At 40.8% G+C, this 21,360-nt stretch carries 22 protein-coding genes and 1 tRNA gene; 19 read left to right on the forward strand and 4 right to left on the reverse strand.

The features are described 5' to 3' along the window. Positions 1–1,876 (reverse strand): hypothetical protein (locus GSQ74_RS01400; RefSeq protein ID WP_216846659.1); only part of this gene is annotated, 1,876 nt, incomplete at its 3' end. A gap of 1,008 nt (positions 1,877–2,884) precedes the next feature. On the opposite strand from GSQ74_RS01400, the gene GSQ74_RS01405 reads away from it, so the two are divergent. Continuing rightward, positions 2,885–5,380, forward strand: a complete 2,496-nt coding sequence (locus tag GSQ74_RS01405) for an outer membrane beta-barrel family protein (RefSeq protein ID WP_158989306.1) — start codon at positions 2,885–2,887, stop codon at positions 5,378–5,380. 144 nt (positions 5,381–5,524) lie between these two features. Here the strand turns inward: GSQ74_RS01405 and GSQ74_RS01410 are convergent, their stop codons facing one another. Both GSQ74_RS01410 and GSQ74_RS01415 read right to left on the reverse strand, forming a co-directional pair. After that, entirely contained in the window at positions 5,525–5,809 is a 285-nt protein-coding gene (locus GSQ74_RS01410) for an RNA-binding protein (protein ID WP_158989308.1), read from the reverse strand. 185 nt (positions 5,810–5,994) lie between these two features. Next, positions 5,995–6,561, reverse strand: a complete 567-nt coding sequence (locus tag GSQ74_RS01415) for a hypothetical protein (protein ID WP_158989310.1) — start codon at positions 6,559–6,561, stop codon at positions 5,995–5,997. Between the two features lie 266 nt (positions 6,562–6,827). Between GSQ74_RS01415 and GSQ74_RS01420 the strand changes: the two genes are divergently transcribed. The 18 genes from GSQ74_RS01420 (at position 6,828) to GSQ74_RS01505 (ending at position 21,239) form a co-directional block, all read left to right on the forward strand. Next, positions 6,828–7,364 (forward strand): terminase small subunit, encoded by a 537-nt coding sequence (locus GSQ74_RS01420; protein WP_158989312.1) that lies wholly within the window; start codon positions 6,828–6,830, stop codon positions 7,362–7,364. A gap of 76 nt (positions 7,365–7,440) precedes the next feature. Continuing rightward, entirely contained in the window at positions 7,441–7,791 is a 351-nt protein-coding gene (locus GSQ74_RS01425; RefSeq protein ID WP_158989314.1) for a hypothetical protein, read from the forward strand. A gap of 297 nt (positions 7,792–8,088) precedes the next feature. Further along, the gene (locus tag GSQ74_RS01430; protein WP_158989316.1) at positions 8,089–8,322 is read left to right on the forward strand and encodes a hypothetical protein; all 234 of its coding nucleotides are present in this window, start codon (positions 8,089–8,091) and stop codon (positions 8,320–8,322) included. A gap of 59 nt (positions 8,323–8,381) precedes the next feature. After that, positions 8,382–9,473, forward strand: a complete 1,092-nt coding sequence (lepB, locus tag GSQ74_RS01435; protein ID WP_158989318.1) for a signal peptidase I — start codon at positions 8,382–8,384, stop codon at positions 9,471–9,473. A gap of 446 nt (positions 9,474–9,919) precedes the next feature. Then, the gene (locus GSQ74_RS01440; protein ID WP_158989320.1) at positions 9,920–11,158 is read left to right on the forward strand and encodes a head maturation protease, ClpP-related; all 1,239 of its coding nucleotides are present in this window, start codon (positions 9,920–9,922) and stop codon (positions 11,156–11,158) included. A gap of 116 nt (positions 11,159–11,274) precedes the next feature. Next, positions 11,275–12,483, forward strand: coding sequence for a hypothetical protein (locus GSQ74_RS01445; RefSeq protein ID WP_158989322.1), 1,209 nt, complete (start codon positions 11,275–11,277; stop codon positions 12,481–12,483). Positions 12,484–12,605: 122 nt separating this feature from the next. After that, positions 12,606–13,205 (forward strand): hypothetical protein, encoded by a 600-nt coding sequence (locus GSQ74_RS01450; protein ID WP_158989324.1) that lies wholly within the window; start codon positions 12,606–12,608, stop codon positions 13,203–13,205. Positions 13,206–13,275: 70 nt separating this feature from the next. Next, positions 13,276–13,575, forward strand: coding sequence for a hypothetical protein (locus GSQ74_RS01455; protein ID WP_158989326.1), 300 nt, complete (start codon positions 13,276–13,278; stop codon positions 13,573–13,575). Further along, positions 13,572–14,864, forward strand: a complete 1,293-nt coding sequence (locus GSQ74_RS01460) for a hypothetical protein (RefSeq protein WP_158989328.1) — start codon at positions 13,572–13,574, stop codon at positions 14,862–14,864. Before GSQ74_RS01455 ends, GSQ74_RS01460 begins: the two co-directional genes overlap by 4 nt. A gap of 95 nt (positions 14,865–14,959) precedes the next feature. After that, positions 14,960–15,589, forward strand: coding sequence for a hypothetical protein (locus tag GSQ74_RS01465; RefSeq protein ID WP_158989330.1), 630 nt, complete (start codon positions 14,960–14,962; stop codon positions 15,587–15,589). Continuing rightward, positions 15,589–16,968, forward strand: coding sequence for a hypothetical protein (locus GSQ74_RS01470; protein WP_158989332.1), 1,380 nt, complete (start codon positions 15,589–15,591; stop codon positions 16,966–16,968). The genes GSQ74_RS01465 and GSQ74_RS01470 overlap by 1 nt, the downstream gene beginning before the upstream one ends. Before the next feature lie 4 nt (positions 16,969–16,972). Further along, entirely contained in the window at positions 16,973–17,401 is a 429-nt protein-coding gene (locus GSQ74_RS01475) for a hypothetical protein (RefSeq protein WP_158989334.1), read from the forward strand. A 2-nt stretch (positions 17,402–17,403) separates the two neighbouring features. Beyond that, positions 17,404–18,231 (forward strand): LamG-like jellyroll fold domain-containing protein, encoded by an 828-nt coding sequence (locus GSQ74_RS01480; protein WP_158989336.1) that lies wholly within the window; start codon positions 17,404–17,406, stop codon positions 18,229–18,231. A gap of 42 nt (positions 18,232–18,273) precedes the next feature. After that, positions 18,274–19,035: an FkbM family methyltransferase gene (locus GSQ74_RS01485; RefSeq protein ID WP_158989338.1), complete on the forward strand. Its 762-nt coding sequence runs from the start codon at positions 18,274–18,276 to the stop codon at positions 19,033–19,035. Positions 19,036–19,720: 685 nt separating this feature from the next. Continuing rightward, a complete protein-coding gene (locus GSQ74_RS01490) occupies positions 19,721–19,945 on the forward strand; it encodes a hypothetical protein (protein WP_158989340.1) in 225 nt (74 codons plus the stop codon). Beyond that, positions 19,945–20,520 carry a glycosyl hydrolase 108 family protein gene (locus tag GSQ74_RS01495; RefSeq protein WP_158989342.1) on the forward strand — a complete coding sequence of 192 codons (576 nt, stop codon included), beginning with the start codon at positions 19,945–19,947 and terminating at the stop codon, positions 20,518–20,520. The genes GSQ74_RS01490 and GSQ74_RS01495 overlap by 1 nt, the downstream gene beginning before the upstream one ends. A 6-nt stretch (positions 20,521–20,526) precedes the next feature. Continuing rightward, positions 20,527–20,790 carry a hypothetical protein gene (locus GSQ74_RS01500; protein WP_158989344.1) on the forward strand — a complete coding sequence of 88 codons (264 nt, stop codon included), beginning with the start codon at positions 20,527–20,529 and terminating at the stop codon, positions 20,788–20,790. Continuing rightward, positions 20,787–21,239: a hypothetical protein gene (locus GSQ74_RS01505; protein WP_158989346.1), complete on the forward strand. Its 453-nt coding sequence runs from the start codon at positions 20,787–20,789 to the stop codon at positions 21,237–21,239. Before GSQ74_RS01500 ends, GSQ74_RS01505 begins: the two co-directional genes overlap by 4 nt. A 9-nt stretch (positions 21,240–21,248) precedes the next feature. On the opposite strand, the gene GSQ74_RS01510 is transcribed toward GSQ74_RS01505, so the two are convergent. Next, positions 21,249–21,332 (reverse strand) — tRNA-Leu (locus tag GSQ74_RS01510). Positions 21,333–21,360: the final 28 nt, after the last annotated feature.

A 21,360-nucleotide genomic window follows, 5' to 3' on the forward strand; every position in this document is an offset into this window, starting at 1 on the left:
GCGGATCGATATTAAAAATATCGGCCAAACTTAAACTATAGGCGCCGTAACTTGCTGCTGATACAAATAATCTTACAACCTTTCTGCTTGTAGTACTATAATCACTCATTTCGTTTATGCCTAACCTTTTATTATCTGATGAATAACTCGAAAGGTATACGCTTGTTCCGTCAAGATCTATAGCATCTTCCTTGGGGTTGTAGCTATCAGACCATAATTTACTAAAGTAAATGCCCGTTTGCGTAGAGATAAGCGTATCTTGTGTTTCTGTTATCTGCAAGTGCAGGCCGCTAAGAACATTTGTAGGTTCTACTTGAGCTGCCGATATTGATGAGCCTTGTTTTTGGTTGAGTAATAATAATGGCGTACCACCAGAAACCAGCTGTTGTGATGCAACTTTTTCACCTTCTTGAAATGTTACTGTACCACCAGAAGCTATAGCCCCAACAAAAAAGCCCTGACCGCTTGCTATATAACGACTGATAGCAGATGACATTGTTTGTGTAGCGTTACTTATTGCATTAATAGCATAATAGGCCTGGCTTGTTTGTTTAAACTCCCAAAAAGTAGAGCTAATGGAGGTCGCGTTATCAGTATATACTTTATCAATATCTATCGTGCTCGCATACGGATTACCAACCTGGTGCAAGCCGGGGGTCGCAGCTCCTGATGTCGTTGTATAGGTCATCAATGTATTATTACCTGCTTGGCCATCAAAAAAGTGTAATAAGATATTACCCTGGTTAAGATAACCTGTATCTGTTACCACACAAGTGGTTTCAGGTATACGCGATGCAGCAACGCTGTAAGGGCTGCTATTATTCCCTACAAAGTATACCAGGTAAGAGTTTCCTACCGGGACCACTACATTGGAGGTTACCGTAACCAGGTCCGTGGCCAGGGTGGATACCGAATAAGGTGTTACTCCCGGCCTCGTTACAGCTCCTGTTACCGAAGTAACGCCAACATTCTGCCCACCGCTATAAGCCGTATGGTTTACAGTCCGGGTTTCATTATATAAATAGGTAAGCGGGTTAAGTGTATAGATTGTAAAACCCGTACCCGGCCCCCCCGTCAATATCCCGCCACCCAAATATATTAAACCGATATTCGCCTGAATGGATGTCTGGTTTAAGCTGCCGCTGATATTTACAGGAGAGGATAGCAAGCGATACCCCCGATAAGCCAACGATCCGCCCGTTATATAACGCTGCACATTATAAGTACCCGCGAAATAAGATGTTCCACCGGAAGAATTATAACCTATACTTGCAGATCCGCTTGCATCGGACATTAATGTAAAAACACCTGTATTGGTAACTGTTATTTGCTTATTTAATGTTAATGACGCTGTTGAGGCGATACTTGAAGTACCTCCTACGCTAATATTGGGGATATAGTAGTTGACATAGATAGTGATGCCCAAAAGAATATAGGAGTAGTTCAAACTATAACTTTGTAAAACCGGGTTAGCACCAGCATCAACAATTAACCCTTGCGATAAGGTTAGTGGTGTATAGCTGGCAGAACCCAACCCTTGTACAATATTGTCAATGGTTAAACTAGTATTATTATTACTATTCGGGCCAAATTCCATCGTAGCAAACGTAATATTACCACTCGTTGATAAAAGAGCCGGCTGGTTATTGGCGGTTGGATACGGAATCACACCTATTCTTATATTATCACTAGAACCCGGAGCAGTAGCAAACAAAATCGGGGCAGGACTTCCGTTAATTAGGTAATTATGTGGATCGGTTATATCGCTACTTACACCACCTACCCAATCATATACCGCCCCGTAACTTTTATTGCTTTGAAAAAAGCACGTTAATAATATACAGGTGAACAGAAATTTCAGTAATTGTTTTTTCATATACAAAACTTATTGAATGAAAAACAAACAGGTAAATCATCTGCATAAAACTTGGAATCAAGTTTAGTTGATGCTTTGTAAATGTTATGCAACAGAAAGAACAATCCACTAAAAAGTATCTTTAATAAAAACCGAAGGTTTCGAGGTTGGTATCTATTTACACTATAAGGCATCGGTGTAGAAGTTTATCGACAACGAGTTTTTTACTATAAAGCAATATTACAGCTATAAGTTGTGATATTTAACGGAATTTACACAATGATTAAAATGAACAGATAATCTATCTATCATAAAGCAAAACAGACTAACGTACTAGTTAAATAAGCCAATCGACTTAATTATTCATGTTAAGCAACTTGCTATTTATTGTTACCAATAATTTACTATAATATTGATTTACAATACGTTAATAATATCCAATAAATTTCTTTAAAATTTATTTACATTCTTTTTAATTTATTAAATAGAAGGCACATGAAAAAGTCAATCACAATTGGCTTAGTAGCCATTTCCGCAGCTCCCTTTTCTCAGGAAATCGTTAAAAACGGAACTATTTATAAGGAGCATCACCTACATTACTGCTGTTGAACAATTGACCAGATTGTATTCAAAAGCAGATCCAGTGGGAACAAATCACAATTAAAAAGGTAGATTATTCTGACGCTCGTGAATACAGCGCCGATCCGTTCACAATACAATCTTGGTGGTCAATTACGGCGGTGAATAAGAAAACTAAAAAAACAGCTGCCTTTGAAGAGTTTTTTTTGATACTTTTAATAAAGATGGTAAAATAGTCTCCTATGGTCAGTACTATGATACAAAATCTATAATGGGTGCTATGAAATAACTCTTCTGAAAAATTTAAAGTAAAATGCGCCTTACCGTCGGCATTTTCTTTTAAACATCAAGTGTGTTTGGTAATCTTAAACCAATTAAATTGTAACATATACATTATATACAGTTTTTCTTCAAACTTAAATTACACCTTTGCGGAAATTAAACTCCCTCATGCGTACCATAGTTCTTTTCATAGCCTTAACCATTTCTACCTTTTTTGCTAACGCTCAAAACAAAGGGAAGATCACCGGCAAGGTCACCGATGCCACAACCAAGCAAGTAATTGATTACGCCACTATTAGCTTATACAAACAAGGTGCTACCGCTCCTTTTAATGGCGTTGTTACGGATGAGAAAGGCAACTTTACTGTACAAGGGCTCGCAACGGGCGATTATGTTGTAAAAATTGACTTTATTGGCTATCAACAAAAAGTAATAGCGCACGCGGTAATAACCGATGCCGCCCCTACTGCTGCATTAGGTAATATATTTTTGGCTCCGGTGCAAAATCAACTACAGGATGTAGTGATAACCGCCAAACGGCCTACAGTGGAAAACAAGATCGACAAGATGGTTTACAATCCACAAAACGATCTTACTGCTCAGGGAGGTATGGCTATCGACATTTTACAAAAAGTACCGCAAATATCTGTTGATATTGATGGCAACGTGGAATTGCAGGGAAACTCAAATATCCGCTTCCTGATAAATGGTAAACCATCCAGCATATTTGGGTCAAGCCTTACCGAGGCATTGCAATCTATCCCAGCCAGCCAGATCCAAAGCATCGAGGTAATCACTAACCCCGGTGCTAAGTATGATGCTACAGGTACAGGCGGTATCATCAACATCATCTTAAAACAAAACAATGTACAGGGTGTAAATGGTTCTGTTAATCTATCGGCAGGAACCAGGCTCGAGAACGGCTCCTTTAATATAAATGCAAAAAAAGGCAATTTTGGTGTAGGCGCCTTTTTTAATGGTAACGAACGTATAAACACCACAACACTTACTAACGCGACAACCAAATCAACCGATGCCACTACCGGTACCACAACAGATTTATTGCAGAACGGTTCCAGCGCTTTTAAAAGGAGCGGCTACCAGTCGGGTATTAATTTCCAATGGGATGTTACTAAAAAGGACCAGTTAACAGCCTCATTTAGTTATAACCATTTTGGTAACGACAATGTAGGTACAACCAACCAGGAACAGTTAGAAACCGGGGTCTCAAATGATATTTTAAAAGATCAGTTTAGTACGCTAAACTCGGTTAGCCATTTTCATGCTAATTCATCGGACGTTAGCCTTGGATACAAAAAAACATTTGACAAGAAAGATGAAGAGCTTGATTTCCTGGTTTCATCAAGTCTTGGTAGTAACTATAACTATGCCTCGCAGCAACAATCTTATTTAGATGGAAGCTTGCCAACATCTGGCTCAATGAGTACAAATCCGGGTACCGACAGGGAAACTGATATATCCCTGGATTATACTTATCCATTTAGCAAAACCTTCACTTTAGAAACAGGTGCAAAAGCGGTTATTGAGGATATAAGTAATAGTGTAGCTACCGACACCTTATTAAATAATGGTGGATATTCTCCGGACGCCGGACAAACCTACAACTTCAATTATAACCGCGATGTTTTTGCCTATTATATATCAGGCACATTTTCGCTCTTCCATGATTTTATAAATGGTATGGCTGGCCTTCGTTATGAATATACTAGCACCAGTTCCAGTTATGCAAACACAAATGTTCCAGGTTATGGTATACTGGCCCCTTCCTTTGTGTTACAGCATAAATTGAGTGATGACCAGTCTATTAAATTTAGTTATAGCTACCGTTTACAACGCCCGGAATATAGCGACGTGGATCCATTTTACAATGTTTCCGATCCGCATAATATCAGCACCGGTAACCCTAACCTAAAACCTGAACTTGGCCACAACTTCGAGTTAGGCTATAACAAATCATTCAACAACGGCCCAAGCATTTACCTGTCGGCTTTTTACAGGTATAATACCAACGATATCCAATCATTAACTACCTATTACAATACTTACAATGTAAATGGCACCGATTATAATGATGTAGAACTAACAACCCGTTCAAACATCGGCTCCGAAATTAACGAAGGCGCTAACCTGTTCATCTCCATCCCGGTTACCGGCAAATTCAGTCTAAGGTCAAACAACTTTTTTGCAGATAGGATCTCGAAAAACCCGTTTGATCCGTTGAACCCGGGTGACCCAACAAGAGTTAGCGGTTTTGCTTACCGCCTTAACCTGAATGCTTCGTACGAGTTTGCACCAAGCTTTGCTGCCGAGGTATTTGGCAACTATCGATCATCACAACGTACTATACAGGGCACAAGCCCGGCATTTGCCTTTTACAATTTCGCGGTACGTAAGCAGCTATGGAAAAAAACAGCAAGCATTGGCTTAACCGCTGCAAATCCCTTCAGTAACTATATCAAGCAAACCGCTACCACAAACACCGGCAACTCATATGAAACCAGCACACGCGAGGTTCCGTTCCGTTCATTCGGCATCAGCCTAACCTACAAGTTTGGCAAGCTCGACTTCAAGAAACCTGCCAAGGAAGATGTACCCGACGATACAACAACGCCTAACAAAACTCCGGATAGCGGTCCAAAATAAAATTAACAAACAAAAAAGCCATCCGTTAGCTAACGGATGGCTTTTTTGTTATCATCGTTTTATAAATAACATTCCAAAACAGCATAAACGCAAAAAGCCGGGCAATGCCCGGCTTTTCAAAAAAGAATAATATGTTATAATAGCTTAATTGTGTCTAAAACCACCTTTGCCGCCACCGCCGCTAAAGCCTTTGTCCTCAGCAACGTTTACAGTAATACGACGACCGTAGTAGCTGGCGCCATTCATGCACCTGATAGCTTCTTTAGCTTCATCCTCGTTCACCATCTCCACAAATCCAAAACCCTTACTCTCTTTTGTTTCGCGGTCCTTAATGATCCTGAGGGACTTAACCGGCCCAAAATCACCAAACACAGCTGTTAATTCGGCCTCATCCACTTCAAGTGGCAAGCCTGCAATAAATACTTTCATCAATGTTTTAAAATTTAGTCAAAGATACACAAAAAAGGCCGTATTTACGCTATCTGCGCCACTAATAAGGCTGTACTAAACGCTTTTTGACTTAAGGGTTACTAAGTGAAAAATGATGGCTGTAAAGATGAGCGGAAATAAAAAAAGAGTCCACACTTGCAAGCCCGCGCCGGCACCTTGGTAAGTTATTTCAACCGTAAGCTGAATGTACCTTTAACCTTATAGGTAGTAGGTTTGCCTAAACCCGCTTTAACCAGGTAAGTATAAAATGTGCCTTTTGCCAGTACGCTATCTTGCTTGTAAGCGCTAAGGTTTATCTTGCCGTAATCCTGAACAGTGGCACTATCGGTTAGCGCGTATTGATCGGCATCTCCTTTATCTGGCTTCAAAATAAACTGACTGCCTGCAACATTAGTATTAATGTTACTTAGGGCATATCCGCTGCTGCTTATGCCAAAGCTCATGTTATGGGCTTTATTAATCGCAGTGATACCGAAGTACTGGTTGTTGCCATTATGCACATTCACAAAAGCTATGGAGTCGATAGCAGCGTCAAAGCTATAAGTAGAGTCTTGTAAGGTTATTTTTAGAGTTCCTTTAGTAGCAAGATAATTGTCTGGTGCGGTAAAGGTGGTGTCAGGTTTGCCCGAAGCATCATCCTTAACTTCCTGATCTTTTTGGCATGATGCGATCACCCCCGAAAGCAGCAAAAAAATTAAAATGAAATATTGAGTAAACCTCTTATTTCTCATGCCGGACCTTTATTTTCTATAGCGCTTATAATTATACGTAAAAATAGTTAAAATAGTTGTGTATAAATTACGCTAAGTGTTTTTTAACAACTTTTAACACGTAAAAAAAATGCTACAAAAAATCAGCCAAAAAGCTGGCTAATAATTAATTAAAATCAAAACCAATATTTTCTCCAGTTATTTTCTTTCTAACCCTTGCAAATGCTAATTATTTTAGTTATCTTTGATTGTCTTTTATGCCATCCGGCATTTTAATCATAAATTTCATGAAGCCTAAATATCCGAAGTTCACAGCCAATGAACTCACTAACCTTATTGACCAATATTTTATCTGCATCAAAGGAAAATACCGCATGACCAAAACGCCACCAAAAAAAGAAGGCGACAAACCAACCCGCACCAAAACCTGGGACCGCGAGCCTGAATTTGCTACTATTAGCGGCCTCGCACTCTTCCTCGGCTTCAGTAGCCGGCAGGTTTTTGACGATTGCATGCGCAGGGGCAAATACTCCGATATACTAAAACGTGGCTGCCTGCGGGTTGAAGCATTTTACGAAAGCCGTTTACACCAGCACTCCACCAGCGGAGCCATCTTCGCCCTGAAAAGCATGGGATGGAACGAAAAGCACGAAAGCAAGCCAACCGATGATACCACATTAAAAACCATCAGCATAAAAATCATCGAAAGCGGCCCAAAACCGGTCAGCTCCGAAAAAGAAGTCATCATCCAAGAAACAATAGAACCACCGCCAAACAATGCCATTCAGCATCAAAATCATACCAATGACCCAATGACCCAATGACCCAATGACCCAATGACCCAATGACCCAATGACCCAATGACCCAATGACCCAATGACCCAATGACCCAATGACCCAATGACCTCAACCATCCTCTTCACACAAAACTATCATTCCACAGCCCAAACCGTCGTAAACCAGGGCGGCACCAGCTCCGGCAAAACCTATGCTATCGAGCAGGTTCTATTTTGCCTCGCCTGCGAAAATCATAAACAGGTGATAACTGTTGTTGGCCAAGATATTCCCAATCTTAAAGCAGGTGCCCTACGCGATGCCTTGAATATTTATAACAGTTCCGACCAGTTAAAAAACCTGGTCAAAAACTATAATAAAACCGACAGGATATTTGAGTTTCATAACGGTACAGCAAAACATCCTCGCCCAAACCATCAACAGGGTGAACCTTTAGTTTTAGTATCAAGTAGCTAGTACATAGTATCAAATACTATATAGTTCCTAAAAATCAGTACCTAGTTAAGTTAATACCTCAAAAGCACAGGCCTGCTTTTACCGCCCCAAACCGGCATTGTTTGGCTCGGTAAACACAGACCCAACTAAAAGCACCAACAATAATAGAGGCAGGCACAGCGAGGAGTTTTCTTTGTTTACTTTCTTTTGCGGAAAAAGAACGGCGGAGCCCTCTTGAGAGCCATTGAAAACAAACAACCGAAAAACGTGACGACTTAGCGTCAGCGATACCATAGACCTATACGAAATCACTTTAAAATGAATATAACAACTGCAAACCTCCTCTTCGATGAAGGAACATTCTCAGCCATGTACAAAGCCGGCTTTATCACTACCAAAGTTTTCATTTATCGCGAAATCTACCTTTGGATCCAAGCACAGATTAAAACCCGTAACCTCAGCAAACGCCAGGCAGTACTGGAAGCCGAAGTAAAATTTAAGAAAGATGAACGTACCATTTGGCGTGCATTAAACAGCTTTGATGATAATTAACGAGATTATTTTGTAACAAGATTTGTCTGTTTCAATCTAAAGTGATAAACTTGTTTATCATGAACTGGAAATTCTTCTCAAAAAACAAAAAAACTACACCAACAGTTAAAAAATCAAAAACACGCGAGTGGGTTGATGCCTTAATTTTTGCCTTTATAGCAGCTACTATTATCCGTGGTTTATTGTTTTCTGCGTATGCAATCCCTTCAGGATCAATGGAAGGCACTGAATTAACCGGCGACTATCTTTTCGTAAGCAAGTTCAGCTACGGTGCACGTATGCCGATTACCTTGTTTTCCATACCATTTACCGAGCCCGAAATGTACGGTGCGAAAACCTACTGGAGTGGTGTACAACTACCCTACTTCCGTTTACCGGGCTTTACAACAGTAAAAAATGGCGATATTGTAGTATTTAACAAACCATCAGAAACCGGCACCCCGGTAGATCAGCAAACAACCTTAATAAAACGTTGTATTGCAGTCCCCGGCGATGTATTAACCATTGTTAATGCGCAGGTTTATATAAATGGCAAAATAGTTCCCAGTGCGCCAAAAGCGCAAACATCATACACTGTAGTTACTGATGGCGCCGACATGAATCCGCAAATATTCCAGGACTTGAATATCACCATAGTCAACCAGTCAGCCGCCAATACTTACGAGATGATTATTCCGGTTGATAATTTGGCTGCTTTAAAAAGCTATTCAAACATAAAGAGCATAACCCCGGTAGTTGCCCCCGCAGGTCAGTATGATGCTGAGGTATTCCCGAGTAATCCAAAATTCAAGTGGAACATTGACAATTTTGGCCCACTCACCTTACCTAAAAAAGGCATGACCATCAAACTAAATGATTCTACAGTTACCTTATACAGCACAGCAATTGAGAAGTATGAAGGTAACCGCTTAGGCAAATCAGGCAATGGTTATACGCTAAATGGCCAAAAAGCCGACACCTACACCTTCAGAATGAATTACTACTGGATGATGGGCGATAACCGTCATGATTCACTGGATTCACGTTTCTGGGGCTATGTACCCGAAGACCACATCATCGGCAAAGCCATGATCACCTGGTTCAGCACAGATCCTAACAAAGGCTTATTCAACAAAATTCGCTGGAGCAGGATTTTGAGGCCTATAAATTAATTTGCAGCTCACCCTCTTTACGCCAAAGGCGGAGAGAGGGTCGACTAGCGAAGCGTAGTCGGGGTGAGTCAACGAAGCGCGCAAAAGCAAACTATTTGGGCGTTACCTCCGGCCCGGGCTATCCACTCATACTGCACTAGCCTTAGCCACGAGGCTGGTATCCGTTCCTATCCCTAACACAAATAAAGTGCTGACAAAACAGTGTCAGCACTTTATTAAAACCTTATCCCGATCTTTGAATAAACCAAATCACCATCGGTGAAATCCAAAACCAACACTACTGACAAAACAGTGTCAGCACTAATTAAAAAACTAATACCGACCTTTGAATTATGCCAATCGGCATATTAAAGCCATCTAAAAGATAGGCAATCAAATCTGATAAATACTTTCATTTATGATTCATGGACTATCAACCATGAACTATAAACCATCAACTAAAAACTATGAACCAAAACACACCCTACAAAATTTACCTATACGATACCGATACTGATTGCATAGGCTCCGGCAGCCTGTCATCATCCTATATTCAGTGGCAATTAGAGGCAGCAAACGGCCAGGATGTAGAAGTGCACATAAGCTCTGTTGGTGGCAGCGCTTTTGATGCCATAGCCATTTACGATTTGCTAAAAAAATACACCGGCAACGTAACAACCTACATCGATGCGCTCGCTGCCTCTGCCGCTTCCATTGTCGCCATGGGCGGCCATAGCGTGGTGATGAGCAAATATGCGCTCCTCATGATCCACAAACCCATGGTAGGCTCCGGCGGTAATGCCGATGAGCTGCTAAAAGATGTGCAAATGCTAAATGTAGTGCAATCGCGCCTTGCGCAAATCTACATGGATAAAACCGGGTTGGACGGAGTTACTATCAACAGTCTAATCAACTCCGTCACCTGGTTATCCGCCGATCAAGCGCTCGACCTTGGCTTTATAGACGTCATCGAAGATTACAACACCGAAATCACCAATAGCGCACTGATTAAAAACTACACCAGCGCCGCGCCAGCGGTTTACCAACGCTGCATCAACAAGCTCTTAAACAACAATAATAAACACAGTAAAAACAACATGAACATGGAGAACAGAGAACTTATCGAAAAAACCTCATCGGTTTTGGATAAGATTATGAACTACTTTAAAAAAGTAGTGAACAAACAAACCATTACCGACAAAGGCACCCTGCATCACGCTGGCCAAATGGACGAAGGCACCGAAGTTTACCAGGATGCCGACATGACCACCCCGGCCCCGGCCGACACCTACACCACTGCAAGCGGCAGCAAAATCGCGGTTAAAGGCGGCACGGTGCAACAGGTTACCCCACCCCTGTCTGACCCAGATGCTGATCCAGATCCCGATACTTTTCAGGATGATGACGATGATGCGCCGTCAGACAAATTCAAAAAAGCGAAGCCTGGTGATGTACAAAACAAAATTCAATCCATCAAAGCAAAACTGCATGCCCAAAACGCTCTATTAAGCGAAGCACAGGCAGCCCTAAAAGTAGCTAACGATCGCCTTAGCAAAACCCGCGAAGAAGTAAAGAACGAGATCCAATCCAACTTCACCCCCGAAGGTTCCAAACGCAGCAACAAAGCCAAAACCGAACAAACACCCTTCTTCGCCCCTACCAGCACCCTGGCAAAAAACGCAGTTAAAAAAGCAATTTCTAAATAGATACTAGTAGCAAGTATCTGGTATCAAGATTCTAAATCAAGCCTTATCAACCCAACCAAGTACTAGCTACTTGATACTAACTACTTGATACTCTCAAAAAAACCAATTCAAAATAAATGGCTCAATTTACATTTACAAACAACACCTATGCCGGCGAAGCGCTGGCCGGGTTCATGGCCAGCACGCTGCTGGAAGCCGACTCGGTAAAACGCGGCTTACTAACAGTTATTAACGACGTAAAATCACGCAAGGTAATACTTGATGTGGATGACGACGTAGTGCTCCAGGACCCATCAGGCATATTTGCCGATCAGGGCACAACCGCCCTCCAAAACGAAAGCTATCTGGACCCGGTAGTTTACGAATTTATGAAACAGGAACAATGGGACAAACTCGTACAATCATGGGAAGCCCAAAGCCTGCAACCCGGCGCCTTTATGGATTACGAAGGCGTAGTCGACCTGTCCGACTTTATGGTTCAGCGCTATCTAACCAAAATACAAATAGCTAATGAGCGTTTGTACTGGCTGGGCAAATCAGCAACCAAAGAGGCGGCATTTACCGCAGGTTTCACTGGTTTATTACCATCTATTTCAGCAGCTTCAGGCGTTTACAAAGTAGGCTTAGGCAAACCGGCAACCTCAATAGAAGCCAGCGCGATTGATGCGACAGGCCTAGTAACCGTATCCGATACCTCTACCCTATCTGATGGTGATGTAGTAACCATTACCAATGTTACAGGTACCAGCAAAGACACTACTAACGGCACGCCGGGCATCAGCTTACAAGGGCAGTCATATTTCATCCAGATTGCAAGCGCAACAAGCTTTAAGCTGGTACGTAATTACAACGAGATCAATACCCGTAAAGCAGCAACTTTCACCGGTACGTCAACAGATGCTACAGTAAGCTATATCAACGCAAGCAACGTATTATCAGTTTTATCAAGCGTTTATTCCCAGCTTGACCCTGCCGATCGTAGTCAGGATGATTTCAACCTGCAAATCCCTTTACACGTAGGCTACGCTTATGCCCAAGCGCAAGCAAATAAAGCGGTTAACGTATTAAACGCATTTACCGATAGCAAACAAATGGATTACTTAGGCATGCCCCTGCAATTAATGAATCACTGGCAGGCAAACACCATTTTAGGCGCCCGCGCATCAAACCTATTCTTAGGTGTCGATCTGTTAGGCGATGAATCCGAACTGTCAACAGTCTACATGAAGCCCTACACTAACGATAACGTTGTCCGCATGAAGGCCCGCATGAAAGCTGCCGTAAACTTCAAATTCGCTAACGAAATATTCTACCTGTCAGCATAAGTGAAGTAGCAAGTACATAGTATCAAGTAGCAAGATTCTTTTCTTTTTACTTGATGCTAATCTCTCCAAAAAAATCAAAAATACTAGCTACTTGATACTAGCTACTAAATACTAAAACAAAAATGTCAATCTACAATAAAATAAACGCAGGTTTCGCTTTAGGAACCGATGAACCCGTAACCGCTGGGATAGAGGATCTGATCTACGTCTTTAACCAGGATGATTTCACCCTTACTTTTGATACAACCAACCCTTTGATCGTTACCGGACTTACTGCTGTAAACGCGGCTAAGGTTTACAAATTCGAAGGCACTAACAACAGTTTTAATACCACCTCAAAACTGGCAAAAACAGCTGTCGGCCCACGTTATACTGAGGAAATAGATTTTAATGTGGCTGGTTTTTCTGTCGACATTAAAACTCAACTACAAGCAATGGGCTACGGTCGTGTATGCGCTATCTCGGTAAACAACTACAACTCCAGCGATACAGCAATCGAACTATTCGGCGCGGTAAACGGCTTAATATTAACCGATGCCGAACGCACTGCAGCCGACGAAACTATGGATGGTGGTTACAAATTAAAACTAACCAACCCTGATAAATTAAGGGAGCCATACCCACCGCGCGCAGTATCTATTGCACCAACAAGCGGTACCGCAACATTCGCCAGCACAATAGCGGCATTGGAAGCATTGGTAGCATTGGTAGCAACTTCTTAGTCAGAAGTCATTGGTCATTAGTCATCGATATGGCTAATGACCTGCCTAAAAAACCTAAACAAATGACCTAATGACTAATGACACAATGACCAACATAAAAAAGAAATATATACTAAAACCCGGCAAACACCAATTCGCACCCGGTTCAGCAGCCATACACCACAATGATAATCTAAGCGATACCGAAGCAGAGTGGTACCTGGAAAAATACCCGCATATAGTCATGTTATTCGAATCATCACATTCAATTACACATACTAAAAACTTAGATATGCTACAAGAAAAAACAGAATCAAATGACAACCAAATTCAAACCGATTATCCGGCTGAATTGCTAACTCCCCCTTCAGGGGGGCGGGAGGAACAATGAAGACCTATCTACCACAAATTGAACGCCGCATATTAGTAAGGCCAAACCAAACTTTCGGCATACTTAATTACGATATGGATAACGCCTATCCACAACGTATGCTGGAACTAGTGGCAAGTTCGCCAACGGCAAAAGACTGCTGGAATAAACGCGCCAAGTTCATTGCCGGTAATGGTTTCGAACAATCGGATTTAGGTAAGCAGATCATCAACTCAAACGGTTTAACACTTGCCAAATTACTAAAAGCCATTGCTACCGATAAAGCACTCTTCACCGGTTTCGGCATTCATGTAAATTACAATGCAAATTTTAAGATAGCATCTGTAAATTATATCAAGTTCGAGGATATCCGTATGGGTGATACAGATTGCCCGAATACCACCGGTAAGTTCGCTATCTATTCCGACTGGGGACGCAAAACCTGGAAAAACATCATGCGCAACAAGATCACTTTTCTTGATGCTTATGATCCAAATCCTGAAGCAATAAAACAGCAGGTAATGGATGCCGGGGGCTGGGAAAATTACAAGGGCCAATTGCTTTACTGCAACCCCGAGATAAACGACTATCCACTAATTGAAGCAGACAGCGTTTGGGAAGATTTTGAAACCGAAGCAGGTATTAAAATTTTCAATAACCGAGAGGTTTCGACAGGATTTCTCCCATCGACAATGCTGTTTATGCAAAGCAGAAGAGAGGAAGCCGACAATACCCGGCCTGACAGCGATGAACAGCACTATTATAATACCCCGTCACAATTGGAACAAGATTTGGGTGCATTTCAGGGAACAAAAAGCTCCCAGAAGATCATCGTGATTGAGTACGAAGATGAAAATTCAAAACCAGAATTTCAGCCTTATTCTATTCAGAATAACGACAAACTTTTTGAAAGCACAGAGAAATCAGTTGAAGCACGTATCATCAAAGGTTTTTCAATACCAAAAGAGCTCATCAATTCCGAAAAAGCATCAGGCCTGAGTAACGGCAGCGAAAAAAAAGAAGCGATCAAAGAATTTAATGACAGTACCGAAGCTGACAGGCTCGAACTATCAGAAACCTTTGCCGATATATTCGGCCTATTCTTTACCAATATCAACCCATCTGGCAATTGGAATATTATTCCGGTTTCAACAAACGTGGCTGATGACAACGCGGGAATAACCGCAGGTGCAAGCATTAACCAGTTAATTCTATCCGACATCCCTGCCGAGAACAAAATTGCCGTGCTGATTTATGCCTACGGTTTCAAACAAGCCGAAGCTGAAGCAATGGTCTCTTTAGGTGAGTAGTGAGTATGTTGAATAGGTTGATTGGTTGTAATACTAATCACTATTCTTCCTAACTATTCACTCAATCACTAATCCACTCCATCACTCACTAAAAAATGAACCAAATATACCTGATCGACCAGATCACATTTCAGAATTACGAGGATCTTTCTGTAAACATTAAACCCGAACGTATAAGAGTATTCGTTAAAAAAGCCCAGGAACTCGACCTGAAACCCTTTTTAGGCCATTCCCTGTACTACGATTTTATTCAATATTTTAACGTAGATGGCACCCTGCAGGACAATACACCGCAACAATACAAAGACCTGCTGAACGGCTCCGAATATCTCGACCGCTATGGCCATGTTGTACTATATGAAGGCTTATTACCTATGTTGGTATACTTCACCTTCGCCCGCTTTATTGAAGCTGACGCGATACATTATACCGCAACCGGCCCTATCATCAAACATCATGATAATGGCGATACGTTATCGCCGCAGGAAATAACCAAACTCGTACAACAGCACCGCAGCGTAGCCAACGCGCATGCCAACGAGGTTGAAAAGTTTTTATGGGATAACCGCGCCGATTTTCCGCTTTGGAACTACAATGGCAAAAACCGGAGCGCAAGACAAGCAGGCCCGCGCATCCGTGGCATTGATAAAAATGATTTTAATTATCCTGGCGGCAGCTTTAGTCAAAATGATGGCTTTTTACCCATAACCCAATTCTTAAACTAATGGCAGATAAAACAATAACCGAACTTCCCGTAGCCTCCGCCATAGGTATAACAGATGTATCTGTATTAGTCAGCAACAATGTCGATTATCAGTTTGACTTCGCCTTATTATTGCAATTCATATCATCAAACATCAGTACTGGCGCTGTTATCACTTTCGGGGCCGTTATTCCTCAAAACAACTCTGGTAAAAATGGCGATGTATTTTTCAAGACCGATACAACTGCATTTTATCAGAAAACAAACGGTACCTGGGCACAAAGTTACAGCCCGGCAGCATCAACAAACACCGGGAGTGCTTTACTTTATGGTGAGGGTATCCCCGGTAGTACAATTGGTGCCGATAACGATAGTTATATCAATACTACAACCGGTATATTCTATTTACGAACATCAGGTATCTGGTCGCAAGTTTTCTCAATGGCGACAGGCCCGCAAGGACCACAGGGAACGGCAGGTATTAACGGAACAGATGGCACCAACGGCAATACACTATTAAGCGGTACTACCGATCCATCCAACACTATTGGCAATAATGGCGATTATTACATAAACCTTTCAACTTATGCATTATTCGGCCCTAAAGCATCTGGCGCCTGGGGAACAGGAGTTTCATTAATCGGCGACACAGGTCCAGCCGGGTCACAAGGCCCAACAGGCGCAACTGGACCACAAGGTGCCACCGGAGCAGCGGGAGCAAATGGTGTAGTGGGTGCGACAGGCGCAACCGGATTGCAGGGTCCTACCGGAGCGACCGGAGCAAATGGCGCAGCGGGAGCGACAGGCCCAACCGGTCCAGGTGTAATAGCTGATGGTGCAGCAGGCCAGGTATTGTCTAAAATTGATGCAAACGATTATAATACTGAATGGATCAACCCACCAGCCACAGGCGCACCCGCAGCAGACGGGATATTAACCGGTCTGGCACTAACTGTAGCAAGTTCTATTTTAAGTGTGGCTGCTGGCTCATGGCGTATTAGTAGTGTAGTATATCAAACAACAATAGCAACAAACATCACACTGGCAACCGCCGATCCTGTAAATAATCGTATAGATCTGATCTACGCAAATACAAGCAATGCAATTCAGGTTTTAGAGGGATCACCATCAGCTAACCCTGTAAAACCCTCCTTACCCTCAAGTTGTGTCGAGGTAGGTTTTGCACTAGTCAGCCCCACCGGTAGTACAACCGGAAATGCCCCGAGCGCAGATTATGTTACATCGGCCACATTCAACAGCATTATTGGTGACAAAACTACACTGGTAACAGATGACAAGAATAATCTGGTAGAAGCAATTAATGAAGTTTCCGAGGGCCTTTCATCACTAAATCAGGATAATGTTATCCTAAAAATCTTTAAAAAATCTAATTACTCATAACCAAATGGCAGATTATAACGAAATAGTAGCCTTTACAAAAGGCGTTGGCGTAAGGCCGGTATCCTTTACCAGTACCGACGGCACCACAGCAAAACAAATTTATGCCCCTGATGATCCAGCCAGCAGGATCAACTTTTTAGCCATATCCTCAACATCTGCCACCCAGCAGTATTTGACATTACAAATAAATAACGGCACAACAGTAGCACCGTTAGGCACAATTACAGTACCCGCCGGTTCGGGAACAAATGGCTCAGTACAAATAGTATCCGGCTTAAATCGTGGCAATTTACCCTGGATACAAATAGACAATGATGGCAATCCATTCATTGATCTAAATTTAAACATGAACATAGAAATGAGATTATTAGGTGCATTAGCATCAGGAGAAACAATTACAGTAACAACCTCAGGAGGTTCATACGCAGCATAATTATGGCAAGCAGAAACGGATTAAACCCCAAAATAAGAGGACCGAAAGGAGTTGGGTTTGGCAGAGCTTTGCCCAATGCATTTGGATTTGGAAACGGAATAAAGCCTAATGGTAGCGCTCAATATATCACAATACCAGGGCTTGTAGGTGTTTCAATACCGGAACAATTGACATTTGAATTATGGGTTAACCCTGGTGATGGATTTGCTAGTAATGAAGGTTGGTTGCAGTTCAATGATAATTACCCGACAGGAAGCGGTGAAGGTAATGGAGCTGAGATAAGATCGCAGGTGTATGGTAACGTTTTTTTTATTTTGGGTCAGACAGCTGGAATTAATTTCGGCCAATTAAATATAGGTGGCATACCATTAAATCAAAGAAACCATTTGGTTTTCACATTTGATTTTATAAACCAAGTATCTGCTGGATATCTTAATGGCAATATACAAGGTGCAGTACGTGGAAATTGTGAGTTATTGGTTACGTCATATAACGGAATTTTTGAACTTTTCAATCTATTTGCATTGACCAGTCAGGGTGTGTATGCTACAGCATTAACTGATGAGTTCAGAATATATAAAAGTGCTATATCAGAGTCCCAGATTACACAAGATTGGAATAATGGTATAGGTAATAATCCCGCTATAACCGAGTATTCAATGGTATGGTATACGTTTGAAAAGTTTGAGTTGTTAGACTTTTCAAAAAATCAAGACGGTTCAAACATGCAAATTGGCATAAGGGACATGAGTGGTAATAATCGGCATGGATTGCCTATAAATATGATAACAGACCCAACGCAAATTGGCTATAACTTAAAACCTTTCTAATTAAATTATTTATACTTGTTGATAATATAATTTTAACAAAATATGAAAATTGTAAAGCTCTTTCATCGGTCAAAGACTTTAAGGTTAATAGCAAAGAAAATAGGTAGAAAAATAAACATCAGGCAAAAGTTTCATGGTGGATATATTTTTTTAAATGCTGTTGAACATTCTTGGGCGTGGACCGGAGAAAGAAACTATAATAATTTCGATGCTGAATTGCAAGATTTTATTTACAAAACATCAAAAGGATTTGATTACTTTATTGACATAGGCAGCAACATAGGAGTAATGACAATAGGCGTGCTTCTTGCAAATAATGAAATCAAAGCAGTTGCAGTTGATCCAAATGTGGCAGCAATTAAGTTGCTCAAAAAATCGTTGACATACAATATGTTTAAACAACGTTGTGAGGTAATTAATGCTGCTATAGGCATTACCGATGGCTATGTAAAATTTGATGAAACAGGTTCAGTTACAGGGCATGTATCAGAATTCGGTAAAGAAATACAATCTATTAAATTATCTAAAGTATTAAATCGATATAGTGATTATAAGTCATTTGTTAAGATTGATATAGAAGGGTTTGAAGCCGCTGTTATTACTGATATAGCTGATGTAGAAAACCTATCTAACAAAAAATTTATTATTGAAATGCACCCTTTAGGATTTAACAATGTAGGTAATCCAGTTTATGTATTTGAAAAAATAAAACAGCTTGGAGGAAAAATAACCGATTTTGAAGGTAAAAATATTGAGTCCATTAATCCTGAATATGTAAGTCAACTAATTGTAACATTTCCTTGAAAAATTAGACTGTATGATAACAAACATTCGACGAGTTTAGAATTTATAATAAAATATTACATGATATTGAGATACAAGCAAACTATAATAATGGCGTAGACAATAATCTCTTAACAAATGAAAATCTTTTTACTTGGCTTACCCTTGAAAGTTCGAGAACCTATAACTTCTCTCCACTTCAAGACGGTTCAAATATTAAGTTGGGGTAAGGTATCTGAGTGGTAATAATAACCATGATCAATCTATAAAATTTAGATACATTATCAAATAAAGATAAGCTACCGGTATAATCCTTAGCACTCTTCTAATATAAACCCTTTAAGAGAGATAGCCCCGCTATTCACTTTCTCTTTGAGCAACAAAGTTGCTATTAGAAATCCTTTAATCACAAAGAAAAGGTCAACGTCAACAGAGCCAATCGAAAGGTATTCGAATTTGTTGTTCCAAAAGGTATGTCCAATAATCCCTATAATTATTGACATACCCCGTACCATCTAAACCCCTTAAATGCTAATGCTTGAATATTTCGGGGGCACCTGTAATCTCAACAAACAGCTTAGTTTTAATATTGCCTAGCTATTTAAACATATAAGGCTATCAACTTGATTATTTGCGTATCCCCATGCAAAAGCATAACAATACTTTCTAATAATTAACAATAATATTAATCAACTCTTAAAATAACATGAAAACATCAAACTTATACAGCATCGATTTAAAAGATCTTGCAAAAGGACTAATAGTAGCCGTAGGAAGTGCAGTAATTGCAACCATTCAAACCAGTTTACAGGCTGGCTCGTTAAGTTTTAACTGGAAACTGATTGGCACTGTGGCCTTAGGCGCTGGAATAGCTTATATCAGTAAAAATTTCTTTACGGCACCATCCATCAAAACCCCTGTAAATAATTAATGATGGCCGATTTTACTAAAGCATATAAAATAACCATCATGGGCAACGAGGGTGGTTACAACCCTGGCATAGGCGAAAAAGAAACTTATAGGGGCATTGACCGAGGAGCCAATCCAAGGTGGGATGGCTGGCCAATTATCGACGGCATTAAAAAAAATAACCCCAATTTAAGTATCGAAAAAATGGACGTACTGCTATCTCAAAACATTGCCTTACAACACAATATAGAAAAATTCTATAAAGTGAATTATTGGGATACCATTAATCTGGATAGCATAACAGATCAACAGCTGGCAAATAATCTGTTTGACTGCTCAGTTAACCAGGGTGAGGGTCGGGCACGGCGATTTATGCAGATAGCATGCAATTATGTTATCGCTTCTCAAAAATCAATAATAAAACCTCTAATAATTGACAATCACATAGGCCCTGCCACATTGCTTGCATTTAATGCTCTTCCCGCCGCAATGCTGAATGCTGAAATAAACCTCGAACGTGAAGCAAGCTATCGCACCGATGTTGGTTACACTGAATGGGGGAAAGTATGGGCAAAAAGATTGATAAACTATACCTAAATCATCATGACAGCCATTGAACAACACGAACTAAAGGGCATTACAATTAAGAATATTATTGTAACCATAGTGAGCACCGCCAGCATAGTTGCATCGGTAATGACAACATATTTCAATTTAAAAAATGATATGTCCCAGCTACGCGACCGGCAAGAAACCACAGACAGGGTTAACGAAATACGCTTGAAGGTTTTAGAAAGTCAGGTAAATATTCTACAGCAACAAGTTCAGGAAATAAAATACAACAAACAATTAACACCAAAATCATGAGTTTAACAACATTTCTTACAAAAATATGGGCAGGGATAAAAAATCTGTTCGATGGCTTTCCATCAGAATTAAAAATTGCCGTGCACATCGGTGTAATAGTAACCGAAGCCATTAAAACTTTTGTTGACAGTCCCGAAGCAGATATACTAACCGACATTATACCCGGCAGTATTGATGATGATATTAAAAACTTACTTCGTGCAAAACTACCGGCGATATTAACCGAATTAAAGCTCGCAGACAGTTGTGGCAGCCTTACTGATCCTGCTCAAATTACAGCTTGTGCTATAACGATGTTACAGGGATTAGACGGAGATATTAAAAGCGCCTTTCTACACAATATCTCCATATTAGTAGCTCAAGTAGCTGCCGATGGAAAATTAACGTGGGGCGATGGCGTATATATTTTAGAGTGGTACTACCAGAATGTGGATAAAGCAGCTGCTTAACTAATTATGTGCCTGGAACGAGATTCGAACTCGTACATCCTTGCGAATGCCACCCCCTCAAGATGGTGCGTCTACCAATTTCGCCACCCAGGCTTTACAATACAAAGTCTTTAGTTTAAGC

Origin of the sequence: Mucilaginibacter sp. L196 (assembly GCF_009765905.1) — a bacterium.
In the GTDB taxonomy this organism is placed as follows: Bacteria; Bacteroidota; Bacteroidia; order Sphingobacteriales; family Sphingobacteriaceae; genus Mucilaginibacter.